At 37.2% G+C, this 19,297-nt stretch carries 12 protein-coding genes and 2 pseudogenes; 12 read left to right on the forward strand and 2 right to left on the reverse strand.

The annotated features are described in order from the left end of the window. Window positions 1–44 precede the first annotated feature (44 nt). Window positions 45–1,402: pseudogene (locus ACWPWY_RS19975) on the reverse strand (IS3 family transposase). 406 nt (window positions 1,403–1,808) lie between these two features. On the opposite strand from ACWPWY_RS19975, the gene ACWPWY_RS19980 reads away from it, so the two are divergent. The 10 genes and pseudogenes from ACWPWY_RS19980 to ACWPWY_RS20025 all read left to right on the forward strand — a co-directional run bounded on the left by ACWPWY_RS19980 (window position 1,809) and on the right by ACWPWY_RS20025 (window position 14,536). Beyond that, window positions 1,809–2,762 carry a helix-turn-helix transcriptional regulator gene (locus tag ACWPWY_RS19980; protein WP_213530709.1) on the forward strand — a complete coding sequence of 318 codons (954 nt, stop codon included), beginning with the start codon at window positions 1,809–1,811 and terminating at the stop codon, window positions 2,760–2,762. 254 nt (window positions 2,763–3,016) lie between these two features. Next, window positions 3,017–3,391 carry a hypothetical protein gene (locus ACWPWY_RS19985; RefSeq protein WP_213530707.1) on the forward strand — a complete coding sequence of 125 codons (375 nt, stop codon included), beginning with the start codon at window positions 3,017–3,019 and terminating at the stop codon, window positions 3,389–3,391. 41 nt (window positions 3,392–3,432) lie between these two features. Beyond that, complete coding sequence (locus ACWPWY_RS19990; protein ID WP_213530705.1) at window positions 3,433–6,237, forward strand: Z1 domain-containing protein; 2,805 nt, start codon at window positions 3,433–3,435, stop codon at window positions 6,235–6,237. Beyond that, the gene (locus ACWPWY_RS19995; protein ID WP_213530703.1) at window positions 6,234–8,342 is read left to right on the forward strand and encodes a hypothetical protein; all 2,109 of its coding nucleotides are present in this window, start codon (window positions 6,234–6,236) and stop codon (window positions 8,340–8,342) included. Before ACWPWY_RS19990 ends, ACWPWY_RS19995 begins: the two co-directional genes overlap by 4 nt. After that, window positions 8,339–9,283, forward strand: coding sequence for a hypothetical protein (locus ACWPWY_RS20000; protein WP_213530701.1), 945 nt, complete (start codon window positions 8,339–8,341; stop codon window positions 9,281–9,283). Before ACWPWY_RS19995 ends, ACWPWY_RS20000 begins: the two co-directional genes overlap by 4 nt. A gap of 14 nt (window positions 9,284–9,297) precedes the next feature. Further along, a complete protein-coding gene (locus ACWPWY_RS20005; protein ID WP_213530699.1) occupies window positions 9,298–9,990 on the forward strand; it encodes a hypothetical protein in 693 nt (230 codons plus the stop codon). Then, on the forward strand, window positions 9,974–11,347 hold the full coding sequence (locus ACWPWY_RS20010; protein WP_249716882.1) for a DNA cytosine methyltransferase: 1,374 nt from the start codon (window positions 9,974–9,976) through the stop codon (window positions 11,345–11,347). Before ACWPWY_RS20005 ends, ACWPWY_RS20010 begins: the two co-directional genes overlap by 17 nt. Then, complete coding sequence (locus ACWPWY_RS20015; RefSeq protein ID WP_454193362.1) at window positions 11,347–12,264, forward strand: PD-(D/E)XK motif protein; 918 nt, start codon at window positions 11,347–11,349, stop codon at window positions 12,262–12,264. The genes ACWPWY_RS20010 and ACWPWY_RS20015 overlap by 1 nt, the downstream gene beginning before the upstream one ends. Before the next feature lie 235 nt (window positions 12,265–12,499). After that, window positions 12,500–13,255, forward strand: a complete 756-nt coding sequence (locus ACWPWY_RS20020) for a restriction endonuclease PLD domain-containing protein (protein WP_454193363.1) — start codon at window positions 12,500–12,502, stop codon at window positions 13,253–13,255. 143 nt (window positions 13,256–13,398) lie between these two features. Then, window positions 13,399–14,536: pseudogene (locus ACWPWY_RS20025) on the forward strand (DNA cytosine methyltransferase). A 49-nt stretch (window positions 14,537–14,585) separates the two neighbouring features. Here ACWPWY_RS20025 and ACWPWY_RS20030 read toward each other — a convergent pair. Further along, window positions 14,586–14,999: a very short patch repair endonuclease gene (locus ACWPWY_RS20030; RefSeq protein ID WP_213531055.1), complete on the reverse strand. Its 414-nt coding sequence runs from the start codon at window positions 14,997–14,999 to the stop codon at window positions 14,586–14,588. A 254-nt stretch (window positions 15,000–15,253) separates the two neighbouring features. Here ACWPWY_RS20030 and ACWPWY_RS20035 point away from each other — a divergent pair, with 254 nt between their 5' ends. Both ACWPWY_RS20035 and ACWPWY_RS20040 read left to right on the forward strand, forming a co-directional pair. Then, a complete protein-coding gene (locus ACWPWY_RS20035) occupies window positions 15,254–16,879 on the forward strand; it encodes an McrB family protein (RefSeq protein WP_454193364.1) in 1,626 nt (541 codons plus the stop codon). Further along, complete coding sequence (locus ACWPWY_RS20040) at window positions 16,851–19,268, forward strand: DUF2357 domain-containing protein (protein WP_454193365.1); 2,418 nt, start codon at window positions 16,851–16,853, stop codon at window positions 19,266–19,268. Before ACWPWY_RS20035 ends, ACWPWY_RS20040 begins: the two co-directional genes overlap by 29 nt. The last annotated feature ends 29 nt before the right edge of the window (window positions 19,269–19,297 follow it).

Below are 19,297 nucleotides of genomic sequence, written 5' to 3' on the forward strand. Positions count from 1 at the left end.
GCCCGTAATGAAGTGACCCCTAAATGTTAGACACGGTTATTTCATTAGGCAGCTTGGGTAAAACGAGTTCGGTACTGCACCGGACTCGTTTTTAATTTTGCCTTCAATCGTTTTGTGTTGTAGTAGTTCATATATTTCTCTAGTTCTAATTTAAAATGTTCTACACTCTCAAATTCCTTTAAGTAAAGGAGTTCCGACTTTATAATCCCAAAGAAATTCTCCATTACTGAGTTATCATAGCAGTTACCTTTACGCGACATACTTTGTGTGATCCCTTTCTTTCGAAGAGCTTCGCGATATGGTTTCATTTGATAATGCCAGCCTTGATCTGAATGCAATATTAACTTGTGATCTTCGGGTAAACATTCTAATGCTTGTTCTAGCATCTCAGAAACAAGGGAATACGTTGGTCTAGAGCCAATTGTGTAGGAAATGATTTCACCGTTAAACAACAAGTCTAATACAGGTGATAAATAGAGCTTCTCACCGAATAATTTAAATTCTGTAATATCCGTAACCCATTTTTCGCTCGGAGCTTCAGCCGTAAAGTTACGGTTTAGAATATTTAGTGCAATTTTGCCCACCGTTCCTTTGTACGACTTATATTTTTTCATGCGAACTACGCTTTTTAACCCTAATTCTTTCATGATACGCGCACTTTCTTATGATTCACTTTTTGCCCACGATTGGCTAGTTCATCACGAATGCGACGATAGCCATATCGACCTTCATGTTCCTCGTAAATTGCTTTGATTTCAGCCTTCAAATCAGCGTCTGGATCTGGACGATCTAGCTTCTTCACTACATCGTAATACGTGCTTCGTGGAATAGCGCCGAATGCCACAAGCGCCTTCACCGAGTATTTATGCCTTAATTCATAGATGACCTTTACTTTGTCTTCCTTGGTGATTTTTTCTTGTTTTGAACTAAGGCATTTAACTTTTTTAAATACTCATTTTCCATTCGTAAACGTTCCACTTCTGCCTGTAAGGCCTCTACAGACCCTTCTACTAACGGTTGGTTCTTTTGTTTGATCGATTCTTTTTTCACGGATGTACGCCCCTTTTTCTTTGGTCTTAGGGCGTCTATTCCATGTAATTCTAAGCTCTCTTGCCAGCTTAAAATGGTACTATGACTCGCAATATTAAATATTGTTGCCGTTTCTCTAGCAGACGTCCCGAATTCGTTCATATAATTAAGTACGTCTAGTTTATCCTGTAAGAAATACGGTGTATAGCGCTTTTTAAAAACCTCTTTCACCATGGTGCTCATATTGTTTAATCCAATTTAATAAAACAGAATGATGGATCCCTATAGATCTCGCAATTGTTTTTATACCTTCGGATCCATTTTGATAACGCATAACTGCTTGTAATTTTTCATCTGAACTAAACTTAGCCATATAAAACCTGCACCTCCAATGTTAGTTGATGTCTAACATTTGGGGTGCAGTTCATAAAGGGCGGGGTTTTTTATTGAAAACTCGTCCAAAGGTCAAAGAAGAACAAATGAAAAATAATTTTAACAAGAACAAATGTTTGCTGACAATAGGTCGCTTATTTAATGTGAGATAATAATTTCAACAAGTGTCCCAAAAAAACTAAAAAATTACGTAAAAACGAAGGTAGTGGAGGGATAATCCATGATTTTTCTTTAATATTTGATGTAATCTTTCATATTATTGCAAATTTATAAGACACAAAACTAATTTATTCTATATAATGGTAGTAGTTCTTTCGTATTGCATAAAAATATATCGTGAGTTAATAAGCATGTTGAATTATTACACTTTGTAGGAGAAAAGATCTATGTCTGATAAATTTTTTCGCTGGTTTAAGATTATTCATGCTATTCAAGCAAGACCTGGCATAACTGCTCCCGAGCTTGCTGACAAGTGCGAGTCTGATGTAAGGACGATCTACCGAGATTTGAGAGCTCTTGATACCCTTGTCCCTATTGCTAATCAAGGATATGGAAAGGGTTATGCGTTTGAAGGGAACTTTGCAATGTTTCCTTTTAACTGGACGGAAGAAGAACAGTTGGTATTTACTATGCTTCCTTCTTTTATAGATCAGACGAACATGCCGCCTGGATTCGACAGTGCTTATGACAAAGTTATGTCTTCCCACTATAGAAAGAAACGAAAAGATAAAGAGTTGCTTCAACATGTTACGGATATTATCCAGATGGGGTCGCCGGCATATAAGGAAGAGTCTCCGAATAATTTACTGCTGGTGATCCAGGCTATTTTAAAAGAGAGAGTAATACGTGTTCAGTATCATACACAGAGCCGGAACGAATTAACAGAACGAGAAATTGCTCCGTACTATTTGATTCCGCGAGATCAGAGATTCTATTTAATAGGTTATTGTCATCAGGCAGGAGAGATTCGCACTTTTCGTCTTAGCCGTTTCCGGACCATGGATATTACGGATCACCATTTTAACCGCAGAGATTTTAATTTGAAGGATTATATGAAGAACACATGGTCCATTGAGCGGGGAGAACAGCAGATTCACTTCAAGGTGAAGTTCTCGGCTGATGTAGCGAGATACATAAAGGAAGAGGAGCTGTTTGTCAGTCCGAAGATGAGGGACTTAAATGATGGAAGTTTATTATTTGAAGTGACGCTAAATCACGATCGGGAGTTTCTAAACTGGCTTAGTCAGTATGGGCCGGATGCCGAGATCCTAGAGCCGGTGAGTTATCGTGAAGTTATAAGGGAAAGGTTGGAGAGATGGAGCAGGTTGTATGATTGTTAAAGAAAAAGTCTATACCTAACTCTAGTTTTATCAAAATAATTCCTTCTAACTTCTATTTTAGTATTGAAAATAGTTTCTATATTACTGGATACCTATTATATGTCCTAGTGATAGAGATAGAGTGTTTGGGAACTTACGAGAATTATGAATCAAGTTGATATAAGTTATTTTCAAGGAATTGTAGCTGACTAATAAGATAAATCACTTATTAACAGAGTATTTTTTTACATTAAACAAATTCCAGGAGGGTTCTAATGAAATCTTCAACCTCTGTTTTCGAAGTAACTCTTAAAAGAGCACATATTAACTGGGGCACTTTAGGTTCATCTAGGAGTCATAATCAAAGAAGTGTTTACGAGGCATATATTCCTATTCCTCTTTCAGAAGCGCGAAAAAACAATATCTTATCCGGGAGTATATATAGAGGCAGAACAGCAGATGGATTTTTTAACACACTCATTAAAGCTTCTGGATCTGCTGGAGAAAACTTAAGGTATGCTAAGCAATTCCAAGGATATCGTAATTTAAAATTGTTTGGCTGGTGGTTTGAAGAAATATCGGCAAAACCCGGAGACATTATTCAGGTAATAATTAATCTAGATGATGAGATTATTTTTAATAGAATATGAAAATTGAAAAGCTATATCAATAACCTTAGGAGGAAAAAATAATGAATGCCACTGATATTGTAGATATTACAACGCCGGAATATGACATTTGCAGAGAGTGGATAAAAAATTCAAGGGAAAAGAAATTAAACTGGGAAGAGATAAAGTTATGCAGACGAAAAGATGAAAATGGTTTGGAACAGTTTTTACAAAATCAGATTTTTGACAGCTATTGGCCATCGAGTCTAACAACGAGACTATGGTTTGAAATTGTTAAATCAGAGAAGGAAGCTGAAGAAAGGAGTCAGAATGTTTTTGTAATTGAGAAGGGAGCTGCACTAGTAGATGACAGGGCTGATGCTAATGTTAAAATTCCTGCTGACCGCAATTCATCATGGCAGTTGTATAAAAGACATTTGGAACAGTCTAAATTCAGTAAAGAATCTATAAACGAAATAGAACAAGCTACTCTAGCTATATTAAAACGTTTGAATAATGATACAACACAATCTGAGCCTATTAAAGGAATGGTTGTGGGGCACGTACAGTCAGGGAAAACGGCAAATATGGCTGCTCTTATGGCTATGGCCGCGGACTGGGGATGGAATATGTTTATTGTGCTCTCCGGCACGATAGAAAATTTAAGGAGACAAACGCAAGAAAGATTGCTAAGGGATTTAAACCATCCGGGGAACATAAATTGGATAGGTTTAGAGCACCTTTCTAAAAGAAGTGCTCTGGGAAGCAGAATCCAAGATTTAAGATTAGAACAAGGTGCAAATCCAAGGTATTTTAATGTGTGCTTGAAAAATTCAGGTCGTTTAAAGAACTTGATAGAGTGGATGCAACAAGATCCAAACAAGTATAAACAGTTGAAAGTTATTGTGATAGATGATGAAGCTGACCAAGCTAGCGTGAACACTGCTGATATTCATACACAAGAAAGGAAAAAAATTAACGGTTTAATAGTAAATCTAGTTGAAGGAAAAACTCACAAGGGGACAATGTTTGAGCCAAGAGTAAAGTCAATGAATTATATCAGCTATACTGCAACCCCATATGCTAATTTCCTTAATGAATCTTCCCTTGAGTCGCTCTATCCAAGGAACTTTATTAGAATGCTTGAGCCTTCTAATGAGTACTTCGGTGCTAAGCAGATTTTTGGGATTGAAGGCACGGATGATTGTGATGGATTAAATATTGTAAGGGAAATAACGGATATTGATTATGAAGAATTGAGGAGATTACACAAGGGGGATACAGATACAATACCTCAATCATTGAAGGATGCAATATGCTGGTTCTTATGTTCTGCGGCTGCTATGAGATACTTAGGTCATAAAAAACCGATCAGTATGCTCATCCATACCAGCCAGAAGCAAGACCATCATAAACTAGTTTCTGATTCTGTTAGAAAATGGATAAAAAATAATAAAGAACATATTGTAGCTATGTGCAAAGAACTTTGGGATAAAGAAAAAAGAAAATTCACTATAGATTCATTTAAAGCTACTTACCCGAATTATGGGAGAATCAATGAAATAAGAAACTATCCTAATTTTGATGATATCCTAATGAATATACGAACTTTACTTACCGATATAACACATATTTCATTAGATGATGAAAGCGACCTTCAATATCATGAAGGAATACATTTATGTGTGGATAATTGTGCTAATAACGGTGTGAATGAGGAAGGCATGCATGTAAGACTGGCTTATCCTGATCCAGGTAAGGAGCAGCCAAAGCCCGCACCGGCCTTCATAATTGTAGGGGGCAGCACTTTGTCACGCGGGTTAACTATAGAGGGATTAGTAAGTACCTATTTTCTCAGATCTTCTTGTCAGGCCGATACTTTAATGCAGATGGGAAGATGGTTTGGTTATAGGAGAGGTTATGAACTGCTGCCTAGATTATGGATGACTAAGGATACTTTAAATAAGTTTAAACTGATGGCTGTGATTGAGCATGAATTGAGAGCAGATTTACATCGTTTTATGCATGCTGGAGTTGAACCAAAAGATTATGGTCCGAGAATACTAAATAGTCCCGATATGTCTTGGCTGCGAATTACTGCAAATAATAAAATGCAGAGTATGCAAGAGATAGAGATGGATTTTACCGGCACCAATGTTCAAACTTTTATTTTTGAAAATAATAAGGAAATATTAGAACACAATGTACAAATAACAGAACAGTTCTTAAAAAAATTAGAACAACCTAGTAAATTTGTGAAGAATTCTGCAGTAGTGTGGAAGGGAATTAAATTTGATGAGATCAATAACTCTTTATTTAAAGAATTTAGATTCCATGAAAGAACCAGGGTATTAAACTCGGAAACACTGTCTTCGTTTGTGGAATGGGTAGAAAAAGTGAGCGATGAAGAGAATCTTAATGACTGGAATATTATCGCAGCTGGTATTGAACCTTCGGATGATAAATCTGCTATATGGAAGATCGGTGAACATGAGATAGGAAAAGTTAATCGTTCTCGAAAGACCGACATTCAAGATGAAAATATTATCAATATTGGGGTTCTCCGTGCACCAAGAGATTTATTAGCGGATGTCCCCGAGGATGATGTTAATAGCAGTGCAAACACTGCAAATAGTTCTGATATATCTATGATAAGGGCAAATGCAGGTTTAGATAAAACGCCGCAACTATTGATTTATAGAATAGATAAGAACTCAAAAGCACGCGATTCTAAAAGAACTGGCCAAAAAGATTCAAATCGAGCTGATTTAAATGCAGTCGAAGATATTATTGGTATTAATGTGATTATTCCGGGTAGTAAAGGCAGTAAACCGAAGGCAAAAGCCCTTACTATTAAACTTAACAACACATGGGGAGAAGAAGAATGAAAGTAGAAGTTGCCAAACATACAAGAATGTCAGAGAGAGGAAGCTCTCTCTTACGTTTAATTCAAAACAATGATATGCCTCTGCTCGATCTCTTGGTCAGAGAATCAATTCAGAACAGCTTGGATGCATCTGTTTCCCATAATAACAAACCAGTAAATATTTCATTTAGAATAAATGAATTTGAAGCTGCCAAGTTAAATCATGAATTGGAAGGAGCGGAATCTGCTCTTAATCGTAGATTTCCTGAGAAGATGTATTCTTTACTGGAAATACGAGATTCAGGAACCACAGGCCTTACTGGTCCGCTAAATTATAAAGATATTGAGGACGATAACTTTGGAAACTTATTGAAACTAATTTATGAAATTAGTATTCCTCAGCATAAAGAGGGAGCAGGAGGCTCCTGGGGTCTTGGCAAAACGGTTTATTTTAGAATTGGTATCGGGCTTGTGTTTTATTACACAAGAATTTTAAATGATGATGGTTCTTATGCTTCTCGATTAGCTGCTTGTTTAGTAGAGAATGAAAAGAATCATGACTCTATTTTAGGTTCTATAGAGGAAAAGCCAAAAAGAGGTATCGCTTGGTGGGGCGATGAAGCTAGTCCTTCGACTACTATACCGATTACCAATGAAGAAGAGATTAGAAAAATACTATCTATTTTTGATACTGAACCATATTCAGAAGATGAGACAGGAACTTCAATAATCATACCTTATATCAATCAAGAAACATTGCTGAATGGTATATTTCCTTCTGACACTGGAAAAGACGGACTCAACAACAGACCTTGGTGGACAAAGTCTGTTGAAGAATATATACGTGTAGCAGTTCAACGCTGGTATGCTCCGCGTTTGTCAAATGATAAATATGAGTATGGGAAATGGATGAGAGTATTTGTCAACCAAGAAGAAATTAAAAGGGAGAGTATGTTGCCGCTCTTTAAAACAGTTCAATCATTATATAACAGAACTATCTCTACTATAGGAAGTAATGCTAAGTGTGATTTTCTTGCAAATGCAGAAGTAGCAGTAGAAAAGATTTCATTGAGGAATATTTTTAGTGGTGATAGTACGGCAGGTCATGTTGCGTTTGTAAAATTATCTAAGGATAATTTATTGATGCTCCCTCCGAATAACCACTGCAGCCCATATTACCAAGCAAATATATTAGATATTGAAGAAAACGGAGGCAACCCTCCATTAATTATGTATGTCAGAAAACCAGGAATGATTGTAGAGTATGTAACTTCCGGTCCTTGGACTGACGGCATTCCTAAAACTGATGCTAATGAATTTATCATAGGAATATTTGTTGCTAATTCTATGAACACATTCAAGAATGTAAATGAAGTTTTAACTGTAGAAGAGTACCTGCGCAAAAGCGAAAAAGCAGACCATACTTCATGGTCTGATTGGAGTGGAGATTCTTTCAATCCGTTTACAGTTTCTAAGATTCAAAGACATGTTAGAAAGCATATAACCGTTCGCTATACTGAAAATCAAGAAAAAGCAAACAATTATAGACAAAATAACGGCCTTGGAAAAATACTTGCACAGCTCTTGCTTCCACCTGAGAATTTTGGAAGCAAGGCTAGTATTAAGAATAAAAAAAGTACAGAAAACGGAGGAAATGGAAACAGATCTGTAAGAGGAATTAAATTTTCTCCAATAACATTTGAAGATGGACAATTAAAGGTAGATTATGAGTTGAAATGTAAAAAAGCAGATACGTTGTATTTAATTCAAGCTCAAATTCTTATGGAAAATGGAGTCATCGAACCAGATGGGTGGGAGTCTGATTTAGACCGGCCGTTTCCGCTTGAAATAAAGCATTTTTCAGTAAATAAAATTTGGGAAGGAACAAATAAGCCTAAGGAAATAAATCAACTTAGTATCTCTAAAGAAAGACAATCGTCCGAAGGATTGGATAATATAAAAATATCTTTTGTCAGAACAAGTCAGCACGAGGTGCTATCTGGAGTGAGAATTAACCTTGATGATACCTCAATAACTCAACTATCAGGGTCACTAATTTTCACGAGCAGTGACAATAAATTACAAGGCAGATTTGTTCTGAAAGAAAATGAGGGAGCAGGAGCATGAGTACAGCTTTAAGTTTATTTCCGGTAATAACCGAGGAGTTGGAAAATAAAATTGCCGTAGAAGCGAGCAGATATAAATTTTATTATCTAGAAGAAAATGAATATCATATTTTAGAATGTGAAACAGATGCACAGCTACAAAACAATAGTTACCAAATTATAGATCAAAGAGGACAATGGGATCCTGAACGACATGCTTTATATCTTGAAAAAAAATATTTTATAAATAATCCCCATTTTTTATTTGGTGAAAATGGTGTAGCTTCTAAAGATGCTGAGATTGGCTTAGCGGTTATGTGGTCATCCAAGACTTCGAATCAAAGAGGAATAAACCATATCGGATCCTTTCGAAATTCATCCGATGAGGTTGAACTAAGCTTGGAAACAGAATTTAAAGCAGGCTCGCTGAGAGGAAGTATTCATTTAGAAACGATTCTATACCTTAAGGACCCGGGGAAGCTGACTGAGAAGGAGAAGCATTTAGCGGATACTTCGGGAGTGATTTTGGGTCGATTAGACAGCGATATTATTATAATTGATGGAAACGGATCAATCTTCCCAATAGTTGAAGTCGAGCATAAATCTCGACCGCTATGGTGGGTCGAGTGTGATTGGGCAGATCCCATGGCTGATGCTTTTGATGAAGAGAATGTGCGTATCTGCATAAATAAAAAACATAAGAATTATAAGGTATTGAAACTAGCAAATGAAAACATAGGACAATCTCCTTTATTGATAGAGATAATTTCGACTGCAGTACAGATTATCATTCAGAAAGTTAGAGAAAGTGAAAGTTGGACTGAAATTAAGAATGGTGTTAATTTTGATTCCGGCAGTATTGCTCAGGCTGTTCATTATTTCCTCAATACTTTTGAATGGGACGTAAATTCCCCTGAAGATCTTGCCATTTCCATTCGGCAAGATCTTGAAACGAGAATATAGAAGGGGGTAATTTTGTGAATTGGAAAAAATTAAACAAGTCTGCATCTGAAGAGCAGTTAAATTCATATTTAATAAATCGGCGCATTGAATGCGAGGGTCAATATAATCAACTTAGAGATGATTTCTTGGAGGCATTTAATGATACGTTGAGCTTGTTGAATATAGATCGAAATGAAATTCAAAATAAAGTATATTTATTTGATTTACATTTTGGTATAAAAATATACAGTTTATTGACTGACAAATATCAATTTACGGCAAGGCAAGCTTCTGAAGATGGAATATGGAGATTCTTATCTATTAGTGTAGTTCCTGATTTGGTAAACGTCAGATGGGGGGATAATCCTTCAAGGTATTGGAAAGAGCCGCGTAGAATATGGCTCAAAACCCTTTGGTGGTATATCTTTTTATCTTGGCAGGGAAGTATTAAATCTACAATAGAGGTTTTGGAAGGAAACACTACAGATGAAATCGTGCAGTTAGTTGAGCGATCAGGACGATCTGGATACAGAGTCGAGTTATATAGACAAATAATGAGACACTACAGTACGCTTGATGTAGATAAGCGTAAAAGAAGCTCAGATATCTTTCGTAAAATTATGAAATTGAATACTGCTAGAACCAGAGTTGTTGAACCTTCGTTATCCGCAGGGGGGGTAACCGAGTACGTCAAGGAGTTGTTTTTATATTTTGATAGCAAAAAATAAGTTACCGGTAGTTATAGATTTATTTTCTGGTTGTGGAGGGCTTGCATTAGGATTTAAATCAGCAGGGTATGAAATCAAACATGGTGTTGAGATGATTCAAGCAGCAGTTAATACAGCCTCTTATAATCTATATTGGAGGGATGGATTGGAAGGTAAGCATATCTGTGGTGATATTACACAGTTGGAGACCGGATTATTTAAGGATGATATTGGGGATGAAGGGTGTATAGTAATTGGCGGCCCGCCATGCCAAGCATATTCTGCTATTGGCAGAGCAAAATTACGTTCGCTTGGTGAAGATAGGAAACACACAAATGATCGTAGAGGATATCTCTATCAAGATTTTTTGAGATTTGCTATTGAATTAGATGCAAAGGCGATTGTGATGGAAAATGTGTTAGAGGCTGTTGATTACGGGGGACTGAATGTACCTCAACACGTATGCGAAATTTTAGAAGAACGCGGCTATGACGCATGTTGGACCATTTTAAACGCTGCTGATTACGGTGTTCCACAGGTTCGTGAACGAGTATTTGTAATTGCTATAAAGAGTGATATTGAACATGATCTTAAATTGCCTATGCCTACGCATAAACCGATTAACGGAAAATGTACGCAGGGGCAACTGAGATTTAAAAAACTTTCTGAAAATAAACATTTTAGGTTGCCTAATAAATCGGGATTGTCAGCACCCAATTGGGTTACAGTTAGAGAGGCTCTATCTGATCTCCCAAGTTTATTTCCAACTGCGGATAGTAAGTACAACTTAAACAGACTTAATATTAAAATAGATTATAGCAGCTCTGCTCAAAATCAATATCAGCAATTGATGAGAACGTGGTTTAATAAGGAACAAAAATCTACTACAGGACATGCGTATAGAAGAACTGATAGAGATTTCCCTATTTTTGAACGAATGAAGCCTGGAGATGATTACAGAGATGCTTCTTTTATAGCAGAAAGTATGTTGGAACAAGCATGTTATGCTAAAGGAATTGATAAAGAAAAAGATTATTTAAAATATAAGGAACTAAGAAAGCAGATAGTTCCCCCATATGATAGAGATAAGTTTCATTCAAAGTGGAAAAAATTACATCCAGAAAAACCGTCTCATACACTAGTGGCTCACCTAAGTACTGATACTTACAGCCATTTACATCCGTGGGAACCGCGCGGGATTTCAGTGAGAGAGGCTGCACGACTGCAATCTTTTCCTGATGGATTTTTATTTCAATGTACAATGGGAGATGCATTCAAACAGATAGGAAATGCAGTGCCGCCTTTGTTATCACGATCCATCGCGGAAACAATGATACAAAATTTAAGAGTACTAAAACCAGAGGCGGCGGTATTATAATGGAGATTTTATCAGAAATAAAACGTAAGTTTGCTGAAATAGGATATGGTAAGGCCTTAGAATTAGAATCAATGCCGAGTGAATATTCGGCTTGGGTTATTAAATACGATGACTGGTATGGAGTTGGAATTCCCCATACAGATGAAGATTTATGTATTGTTGAGAAATTCTCCAATGTAAAACTATGGTCTAGGGTGCTGAATGTAGGAAATAAAGAGGTGCCTATGCTTTTACTTACATCTACTGTAGAAGAGCTGAGGCGAGAATTTGCGTCTGTCTGCGCTCAATTTGCAGATCCGGGGGAAAAAGGGGAAGAAAGAAAGAGGATATTAAATGATCCCTTAAGTTGGTGGAGTAATTGGAGAAGTCTCCTGGGGAATTCGATACAGGATAAAGAAGTTTATAGTATATTGGAAGAGATGATTGTCTACGAGAAACTTCTGTTTTTGGGCCAAAATCCTAAGTGGTCAGCCCTCCAAAATGCAACCCACGATCTAGAATTAACTGGAAGCAGCTATGAGGTTAAATCTACTATTTCTCGTTATTCATCGGAGGTTACAATTAACAGCCAATATCAATTAATGAATAATAATGCTCACAATTTAAATCTTGTATTTTGCCGATTTGAGCCTTCGGAATCGGGGATATCTATAGATGACATGTATTATCGGCTTGTTTCTAAAGGAGTAGGTTCTGATGAACTAAACAGTGCACTAATTAAACTTGGTTTAGAACACGGCAGCAGTATTAGGCAAAGAAAATATAAACTTTTGGATATGAGAAAATATATTGTTGATGAATCTTTTCCTGCTATTACATCCCGTTCTTTCATAAACTCAAAAATCCCAGATTCAATTGTTCATATTAGTTATACGGTTGATTTAAATGGCTTGCATTTTGAAAGTTGGATGGAATAAACAGGAGGCCTAAAGGAGATATTAACATGGCGAAACAACCTGATATATACTCTCAAATCTTGCAACAACAGTACGAAGCAGGGAGAACTTACGCTACGGTAATAACAGGCTTTGCTTCTGCTCCCTTTATTAATCATTTATTATACAAATATGAGAATTTAAATCTTGATATAATTATTGGAATGGCTTCAAAATATCGTGGTCTCGGAGGTGTGTATAGGAAACAGATATTAGAATGGCTGAAAATACTGGCAGGCTTCGTGTCCGTTACTATAATTCTTTTCCGCCATTACATGCCAATGTGATTTTATGGAGGAACTCTGCAGGGGAATATGATCTAGTGTTTACAGGAACAGCTAATTTGACTTGGAATGGTTTTAAAAACTATCGTGAAATCATGGCCAAAGCGGAATTATCCAGCATATCTCATATTTTTCCAGATGAAGATTCACTAAAGGATTTTAGAGATCATGATATAATGTCACAAATAAAAATGTTATATTACAGACCAGAAAGCAACTCAACAGTTGTTGATATAGGGTCCTTGAGGAATAGGTTAGAGAGTTGTCAAAGGGTTGAACTTTATTTAACGCAGAAAAAAGACGGGCAAGTCCAAGAAAAAAGCGGGTTGAATTGGGGGCAAAGAGAAGGCAGGGAACCTAATCAAGCGTATATACCGATTTCTAGTGATGTGCACAAATCAATGCCTGATTTTTTCCCCGATTTATCTATAGAATTTATGCTGATAACTGATGACGGAGAGCAATTTGTGTGTACTGTAGCTCAGCAAAACCGAAAAGCTATCCATACTAAAGACAACAGCTTGCTAGGAAAATACTTTAGAAAAAGACTCGGCATTCCTCTAGGTGAGAAAGTTGAGAGAAAGCACTTGGATCAGTATGGCACAGATAAGTTGCTTATTTATAAAATAAGTGATGATGCCTTTTATATGGACTTTACTCCCAATCAAGCGCATAAATCGAAAATTTAAAAAAGAAAAATGAAAAATAAGGTTCAGTATATGGACCTTATTTTTCTTCTTTATAGACCCTTTATGGGAGAGCTTAAGGTATAATAGAACTTAAGTTCGTGTATGATCGAGACACACAAACAATCTAATATGGAGTTGTTTTTATGATATTTAATAAAGGAGAACTATTCTGCGGACCTGGCGGATTATCCTTGGGTGCCAAAATGGCAGAGGTAATAGCACCAGACGGTGAAGTTTTTAGAGTACAGCATAAATGGGCTAATGACTATGATCCTGATGCATGCCGTACTTTCAGACATAATATTTGCCCATCCGATCCAGATTCTGTAATAGAAGGAGATGTGCGATTAATAGATATAGAATCCTTACCTAAGATTGACGCTTTTTCATTTGGATTTCCTTGTAATGATTATAGTAATGTCGGAGAGAAAAAAGGGATTAATGGTGATTTTGGACCTCTTTATACTTATGGCGTTAAAGTGTTAAATGCTCATAAACCTCTTTGGTTTGTTGCTGAGAATGTCGGGGGCTTAGAAAGTGCAAATGAAGGAGAAACATTTATTAAAATACTTTCTGATTTAGAACAAACAGGTTATAATCTTACACCTCATCTATATAAATTTCACGAGTATGGAGTTCCTCAAGCAAGACAGAGGATTATTATCGTGGGTATACGTAAAGACTTAGGGCTCGAATTTAAGATTCCTGCACCGACACATGGGGTCGATAGTTATATTACTTCAAAACAAGCTTTAGAGGATCCTCCTATTCCTAAGGATGCGTTGAATAATGAGCTTACCAAACACCAAAATAAAGTGGTTGAGATGCTTTCTTTTATTCCGCCGGGAGAAAATGCATGGTATGAAGGTTTACCAGAACATCTTAGATTAAACGTTAAAAAAACAAAGATCAGTCAAATTTATAAACGTTTAGATCCGAATAAACCTGCTTATACAGTTACTGGAAGTGGCGGGGGGGGGAAACATACTGGTTCTTATACACATCCTCGAGCCCACGAGACAAGAGGCAAACTCGTATGGCGGCTTTTGCTTTGAAAAAAAAAAATATGAATTCCTTGGCGGAAAAGAGGCAGTTAGAAAACAAATAGGCATGGCAGTGCCTCCTATGGGTGCAAAAGTAATAGTTGAAGCTATATTAAAAACCTTTGCAGGTATTGAATATGAGCATGTAGATTCTAAATGGACCTTTGATCAAAGGGAAGATTCCATTATATTTACTAAAAACAAAGTTAAAGAAGAATCAGTTGGTTACTTGATTTAATGGTAGGACAGTCTTTAATAGAAGTGAGGCTTTTAATGAAGCCCTGCTTCTATTTTTTTTGATCAATAAATGAGCATACTTCTTCTATTGTTTGAAAAAACAAGTCTTTCTTTAATTGATGTTCCCATATTCTCAAAATTGCCCATCCCTTTTTAATATAGTAATCTGTCACCATACGGTCTCTTTCCACATTTCTATTTAGTTTCATTATCCAATATTCCTGATTGCTTTTTGGAGTATTTCCATGAACACTGCATCCGTGCCAAAAACAAGAATCAATAAAAATAACAATTTTATATTTTTTAATTGCTATATCTGGATTTCCGTAAAGCGATCTCACATTTCTTCTAAAGCGGTATCCTCTTTTCCATAATTCGTTGCATACCTTATCTTCTAGCTTCGTATGGGTAGACCGTATTGCTTTCATATTTTTTCTTCGTGTTTCAGGGTTAAGATTATCAATTGTGATTACCTCCAATACGTTGTTATAGTTATTACTTTGCCCATTAAATTAAACTTATTAAGTAAAAAGTAAACAATTGGAATGTTATCTTATAGATCTTTATTTGCCCACTCATCACGAATTGGTTACTGTTGTTATAATTTATCAGTGAATCATTTGTTTCCATGGTAAATCCTATTCTCTGAAACTCAATTAGGAAACTGCTTTTATTTCTTTAAAATTGCATTAATCATGTCATCTACACGGAGGTCAATATGCTGCCAGAGCAACTTTCAAATATTTTTCGAGCCAGACAAAAGTCATATAAGATGGTTCTTATTCTATCCATAATTGAAGCTTATAAGGAAACCCAAGTTGCTCACGCCTCACTAGATCAAATAGCTCAGAAGTTTTTGAAATATTACCAACATCAAAGTAACGAAGGAAATATAGTAGATTCACCGCCAGAACAGAAAGCGTCCGGATGGAATGAATTCTCATTAGGTCAGACAAAGACTCTATTAAAAACACCGATCGAAGCCTTATCATCTGTTCTTCATTTCAATCAAGTAGATCAGAGTCTCACTTTCGCGAATGCAGATTGGTTCAACGAAGACACACTTACTGATTTGCAAAACTACGCCCTCCAGGAACTGAACAATTATAATGAAAAACTGAAATTAAATTCCGTCCTTCACAGTAGAGAAGAACTTACTTCAGATAAGGAGCCAAATCCGGTGACACTAACAGTCAAAGAACAACTGGAACAAGTGAAAAGCTATATTCATCATAAAGGGTTCCTTTATCCAGATGGCCTCATGGAAAACTTCTACTTGTCTCTCAAGTCAAAGCCCTTTGTCATTCTTGCGGGTGTATCGGGGACAGGGAAAACGAAGCTGGTAAAACTTTTTGCTGAAGCATTAGGTGCTACGATGGATAACGGACAATTTACTTTGATTCCCGTTAGGCCGGACTGGAGTGATCCTTCTGATCTCTTAGGTTACAAAGACCTTGCAGGTGTCTTCAGACCCGGGAGATTAACAGAAGTGCTGGTAGAAGCATTGAAGCCGGAGAATAAGGACAAGCCTTATTTTATATGCCTGGATGAGATGAACTTGGCACGAGTGGAGTATTATTTTAGTGATATTCTAAGCGTCATGGAAACCCAAGAATGGAACGGTGACCGTATTATTACTTCTCCCCTAATTGGGTCCGAGTCATTAAGAGAGGAAGACCGGCCATTGTACGGCGGTGTATCTCTGCCAGATAACGTGTACGTGATTGGAACCGTTAATATGGATGAAACGACGCATCCGTTCAGCAAAAAGGTGTTGGATCGCGCCAACACGATTGAGTTCAACTACATTAATCTTCAGCAATATCCTGATTATGATGAGGAAGAATTATTTTCATCTCCTAAGGCAAATAATTTGTTTCTGAGAAGTGATTTTTTACAGTTATCCGATATGTACAGCACATATCGAGAACTGGTGCATTCGACAACGGACAAGCTTGTACGAATCAACAATATTCTCGAAGAAATCCATTCCCATGTCGGCTTCCGAATTCGCGACTCCATATGTTTTTATATGGTGTATAATCAGCGCTTTAACCTGTTACCCATAGATATGGCTTTTGACGGACAGCTCCTTCAAAAGATATTACCAAGAATTCAGGGAAGCAGCTTATCTGTAAAAAGAGTGTTGTTGCAGCTGATGCAGGAAGCTCTAGGTAAGTCTATCCCAATTAAGGATCTGCTAGATGATGCTTCTGAATTGTACTTGAAATACGGCAGAAAGCAGCAGGATGTAGACGTGAAATATCCGCAATCCGCACGAAAGATTGCCTTTATGTTACGGAGGTTAGAAGAAGATGGATTCACCTCATACTGGCTTTCTTAATCAAAGTGTAGAGCTCGTTCGAATAGAGACCAATATTTTTAACCTATATATCCAGGGAAAGCCGTATCATCCTACGGTAGAATCTCTACAACTCCATCGTAAGGATACAGGAGCATGGATAGATTCGAACACCCTGCAGATGGAGATCCTATCGGATGAGCTTGTACTAGAGAATATGTATGTTTTTTCACCTGAACAGGGGAAGTTGATTCTTTGGAAGACAGGGGACAAAAGCTACCCTTTATTCTATGAAACGCAGTCCTATGAACTTGTCATTGAAAAAAAGCAAACGTCAGAACTTACTTTTCATCATAACAATGTTTATATTCGTCAGGCTGTAAAGCCACTAGGTCGTTCGATTCTTTCTGGAATTTTGAATTTTCAGAATGAGGTAGGGCTTACAGAGCTGGAACTTCAATACCGAGGACGACCGTTATTCCAGCTGCAACTTGAAATCTATCCTTCTAAGATGGATTACAAAAGAGATTACCAGATGATCTTAAGTGATATTAATCGGCAGATATATAATCTGTCTTTTGATTTTTTAAGGAAAACGTATCATCTAATGGGGTTAAAAGAGACACCTCATCAGAGTCTTACGGAGTTTTTTACAATCTTACAGTATGTTTTTGATCAGCTTAAGCAAGCAGTGGAACGGATTCATATAAATCCTCATTATAGGCTGGAAAGAGAACCAAGAGTAGTCGATGCGTCTAAAGTAAAGAAAGCAGGCAAAGAGAATATAGCCTACATAACAAAACGTCCACATCTTCTTACACCTCATGAACAGCATGGTTTTATTCCGCATCAAGGGCAACGGCTATACCCAACACATGCCCTCGAAACGAAACGTCATGCTGAGTATGATACGATGGAGAATCGTTTTGTTAGATGGGTATTAATGCGAGTATCTAAGAAACTGAAACAGATGAAGATGAAACTTGCCGTATCAGGGAAACTCCAAGACCCTTTGTTGGATAAGAAAATGACATCCATGCAGAATCAGTTACAACGGCTCTTACAACTGGATTTTCTGAAGAATGTGGGGGAAATGAAACAACTCTCCGTCACGCTGGTGCTGCAGATGGCACCAGGATATAGAGAGGTATATCGAAGTTACTTGATGCTCATGAAAGGGCTCACGGTACACAGTGATTTATTCCGATTGTCTATGAAGGACTTAGCGCAACTGTACGAATACTGGTGCTTTCTGAAGATTAATGAGCTGCTAGCCCGCAAATATGAGTTGTTAAAACAAGATATCATTAAGGTTAATCGTACGGGTATGTTTTTCACGCTAGATAAATCGCAAGCAGCCAAAATGGTATACCGTAATCAGAAAACGGGAGAAATTTTTACGCTGTACTATAATGCGCTGCCTCGTGGTGATCGTAGTGCAACCCTTGGCCAAAAACCAGATAATGTGTTGACCCTGAAAAAGAATGAGTCTGCTATGGAGTACAAATATATCTTTGATGCAAAGTACCGGATTAACCCTGCCTATGAAGGGTCTTACTATTATCAGAAGTACAAGCAGCCTGGGCCTGAAGAGGATGATATTAATACAATGCATAGGTATAGAGATGCGATTGTGTATGCTGATGGGGGGCAGGAATTAGAGCGAAGTATGTTTGGAGCTTACGTACTATTTCCATATCATGACGAAAAAACGTATCGTGAACATAAATTTTATAAAAGTATTGAGCTCGTTAACGTCGGTGCGTTTCCCTTTTTGCCGAACTCCACGGAGTTAATGGATGCATTTTTGGATGAGATTATTATGGATAGTCCAGAAAAAGCATATGAGCGATCAACGCGTCCTCGCGGGACGAAAAGTTATTATCAGGATAAGCTATCCGGTAAAAATGTTCTGGTAGGATCATTAAGAGAGGTTGCTCAATTAGAAAGTGCACTACAGTATCATTACTATCATCTACCGCTTGAAAATATCTCCGACCATACGATTCTTACACAGATTGAGTACGTCGCTCTTTATCAGTCGAAAGGAAAATTCGCGGGTACGGGTGAAACGGGAATTCATTGGTATGGCAAGGTAAGGGACTGGAAAGTCGTCCGGAGAGGTGAATTAAAGGAACGTCCTGCTAGAAAGGGAACGGAAGATAAGCTTTATGTGAAGTTATCGGTCGAAAAATGGATCAAACGAGAAGAGCCAATTATCTCGGGTGGTCTAGGTATCTATCGATTGCTTTACACATCCAAATACATTTTCGATCGGGCAAAGGAAATTGCTGAACTCAAGCTAGAGACGGAAGAACAATTGAGTGAATGGCGAGAATTGCGGCGTAAAGGCACAGTGAAAGTAGAATTGGATCACTCTCAGGTCGATTTGGCACATCAAGTCAAAGAAATTCGAAATGATACCGAATGAAGCGGCCGATAGAATAGAGGGGAAGATTA

Source organism: Paenibacillus sp. Marseille-Q7038 (genome assembly GCF_965111595.1).

Coding starts and splice junctions, on each gene's coding strand:
- ACWPWY_RS19980 (WP_213530709.1), top strand. CDS start 1,809: ATGTCTGATAAATTTTTTCGCTGGTTTAAGATTATTCATGCTATTCAA.
- ACWPWY_RS19985 (WP_213530707.1), top strand. CDS start 3,017: ATGAAATCTTCAACCTCTGTTTTCGAAGTAACTCTTAAAAGAGCACAT.
- ACWPWY_RS19990 (WP_213530705.1), top strand. CDS start 3,433: ATGAATGCCACTGATATTGTAGATATTACAACGCCGGAATATGACATT.
- ACWPWY_RS19995 (WP_213530703.1), top strand. CDS start 6,234: ATGAAAGTAGAAGTTGCCAAACATACAAGAATGTCAGAGAGAGGAAGC.
- ACWPWY_RS20000 (WP_213530701.1), top strand. CDS start 8,339: ATGAGTACAGCTTTAAGTTTATTTCCGGTAATAACCGAGGAGTTGGAA.
- ACWPWY_RS20015 (WP_454193362.1), top strand. CDS start 11,347: ATGGAGATTTTATCAGAAATAAAACGTAAGTTTGCTGAAATAGGATAT.
- ACWPWY_RS20020 (WP_454193363.1), top strand. CDS start 12,500: ATGGCTGAAAATACTGGCAGGCTTCGTGTCCGTTACTATAATTCTTTT.
- ACWPWY_RS20035 (WP_454193364.1), top strand. CDS start 15,254: ATGCTGCCAGAGCAACTTTCAAATATTTTTCGAGCCAGACAAAAGTCA.
- ACWPWY_RS20040 (WP_454193365.1), top strand. CDS start 16,851: ATGGATTCACCTCATACTGGCTTTCTTAATCAAAGTGTAGAGCTCGTT.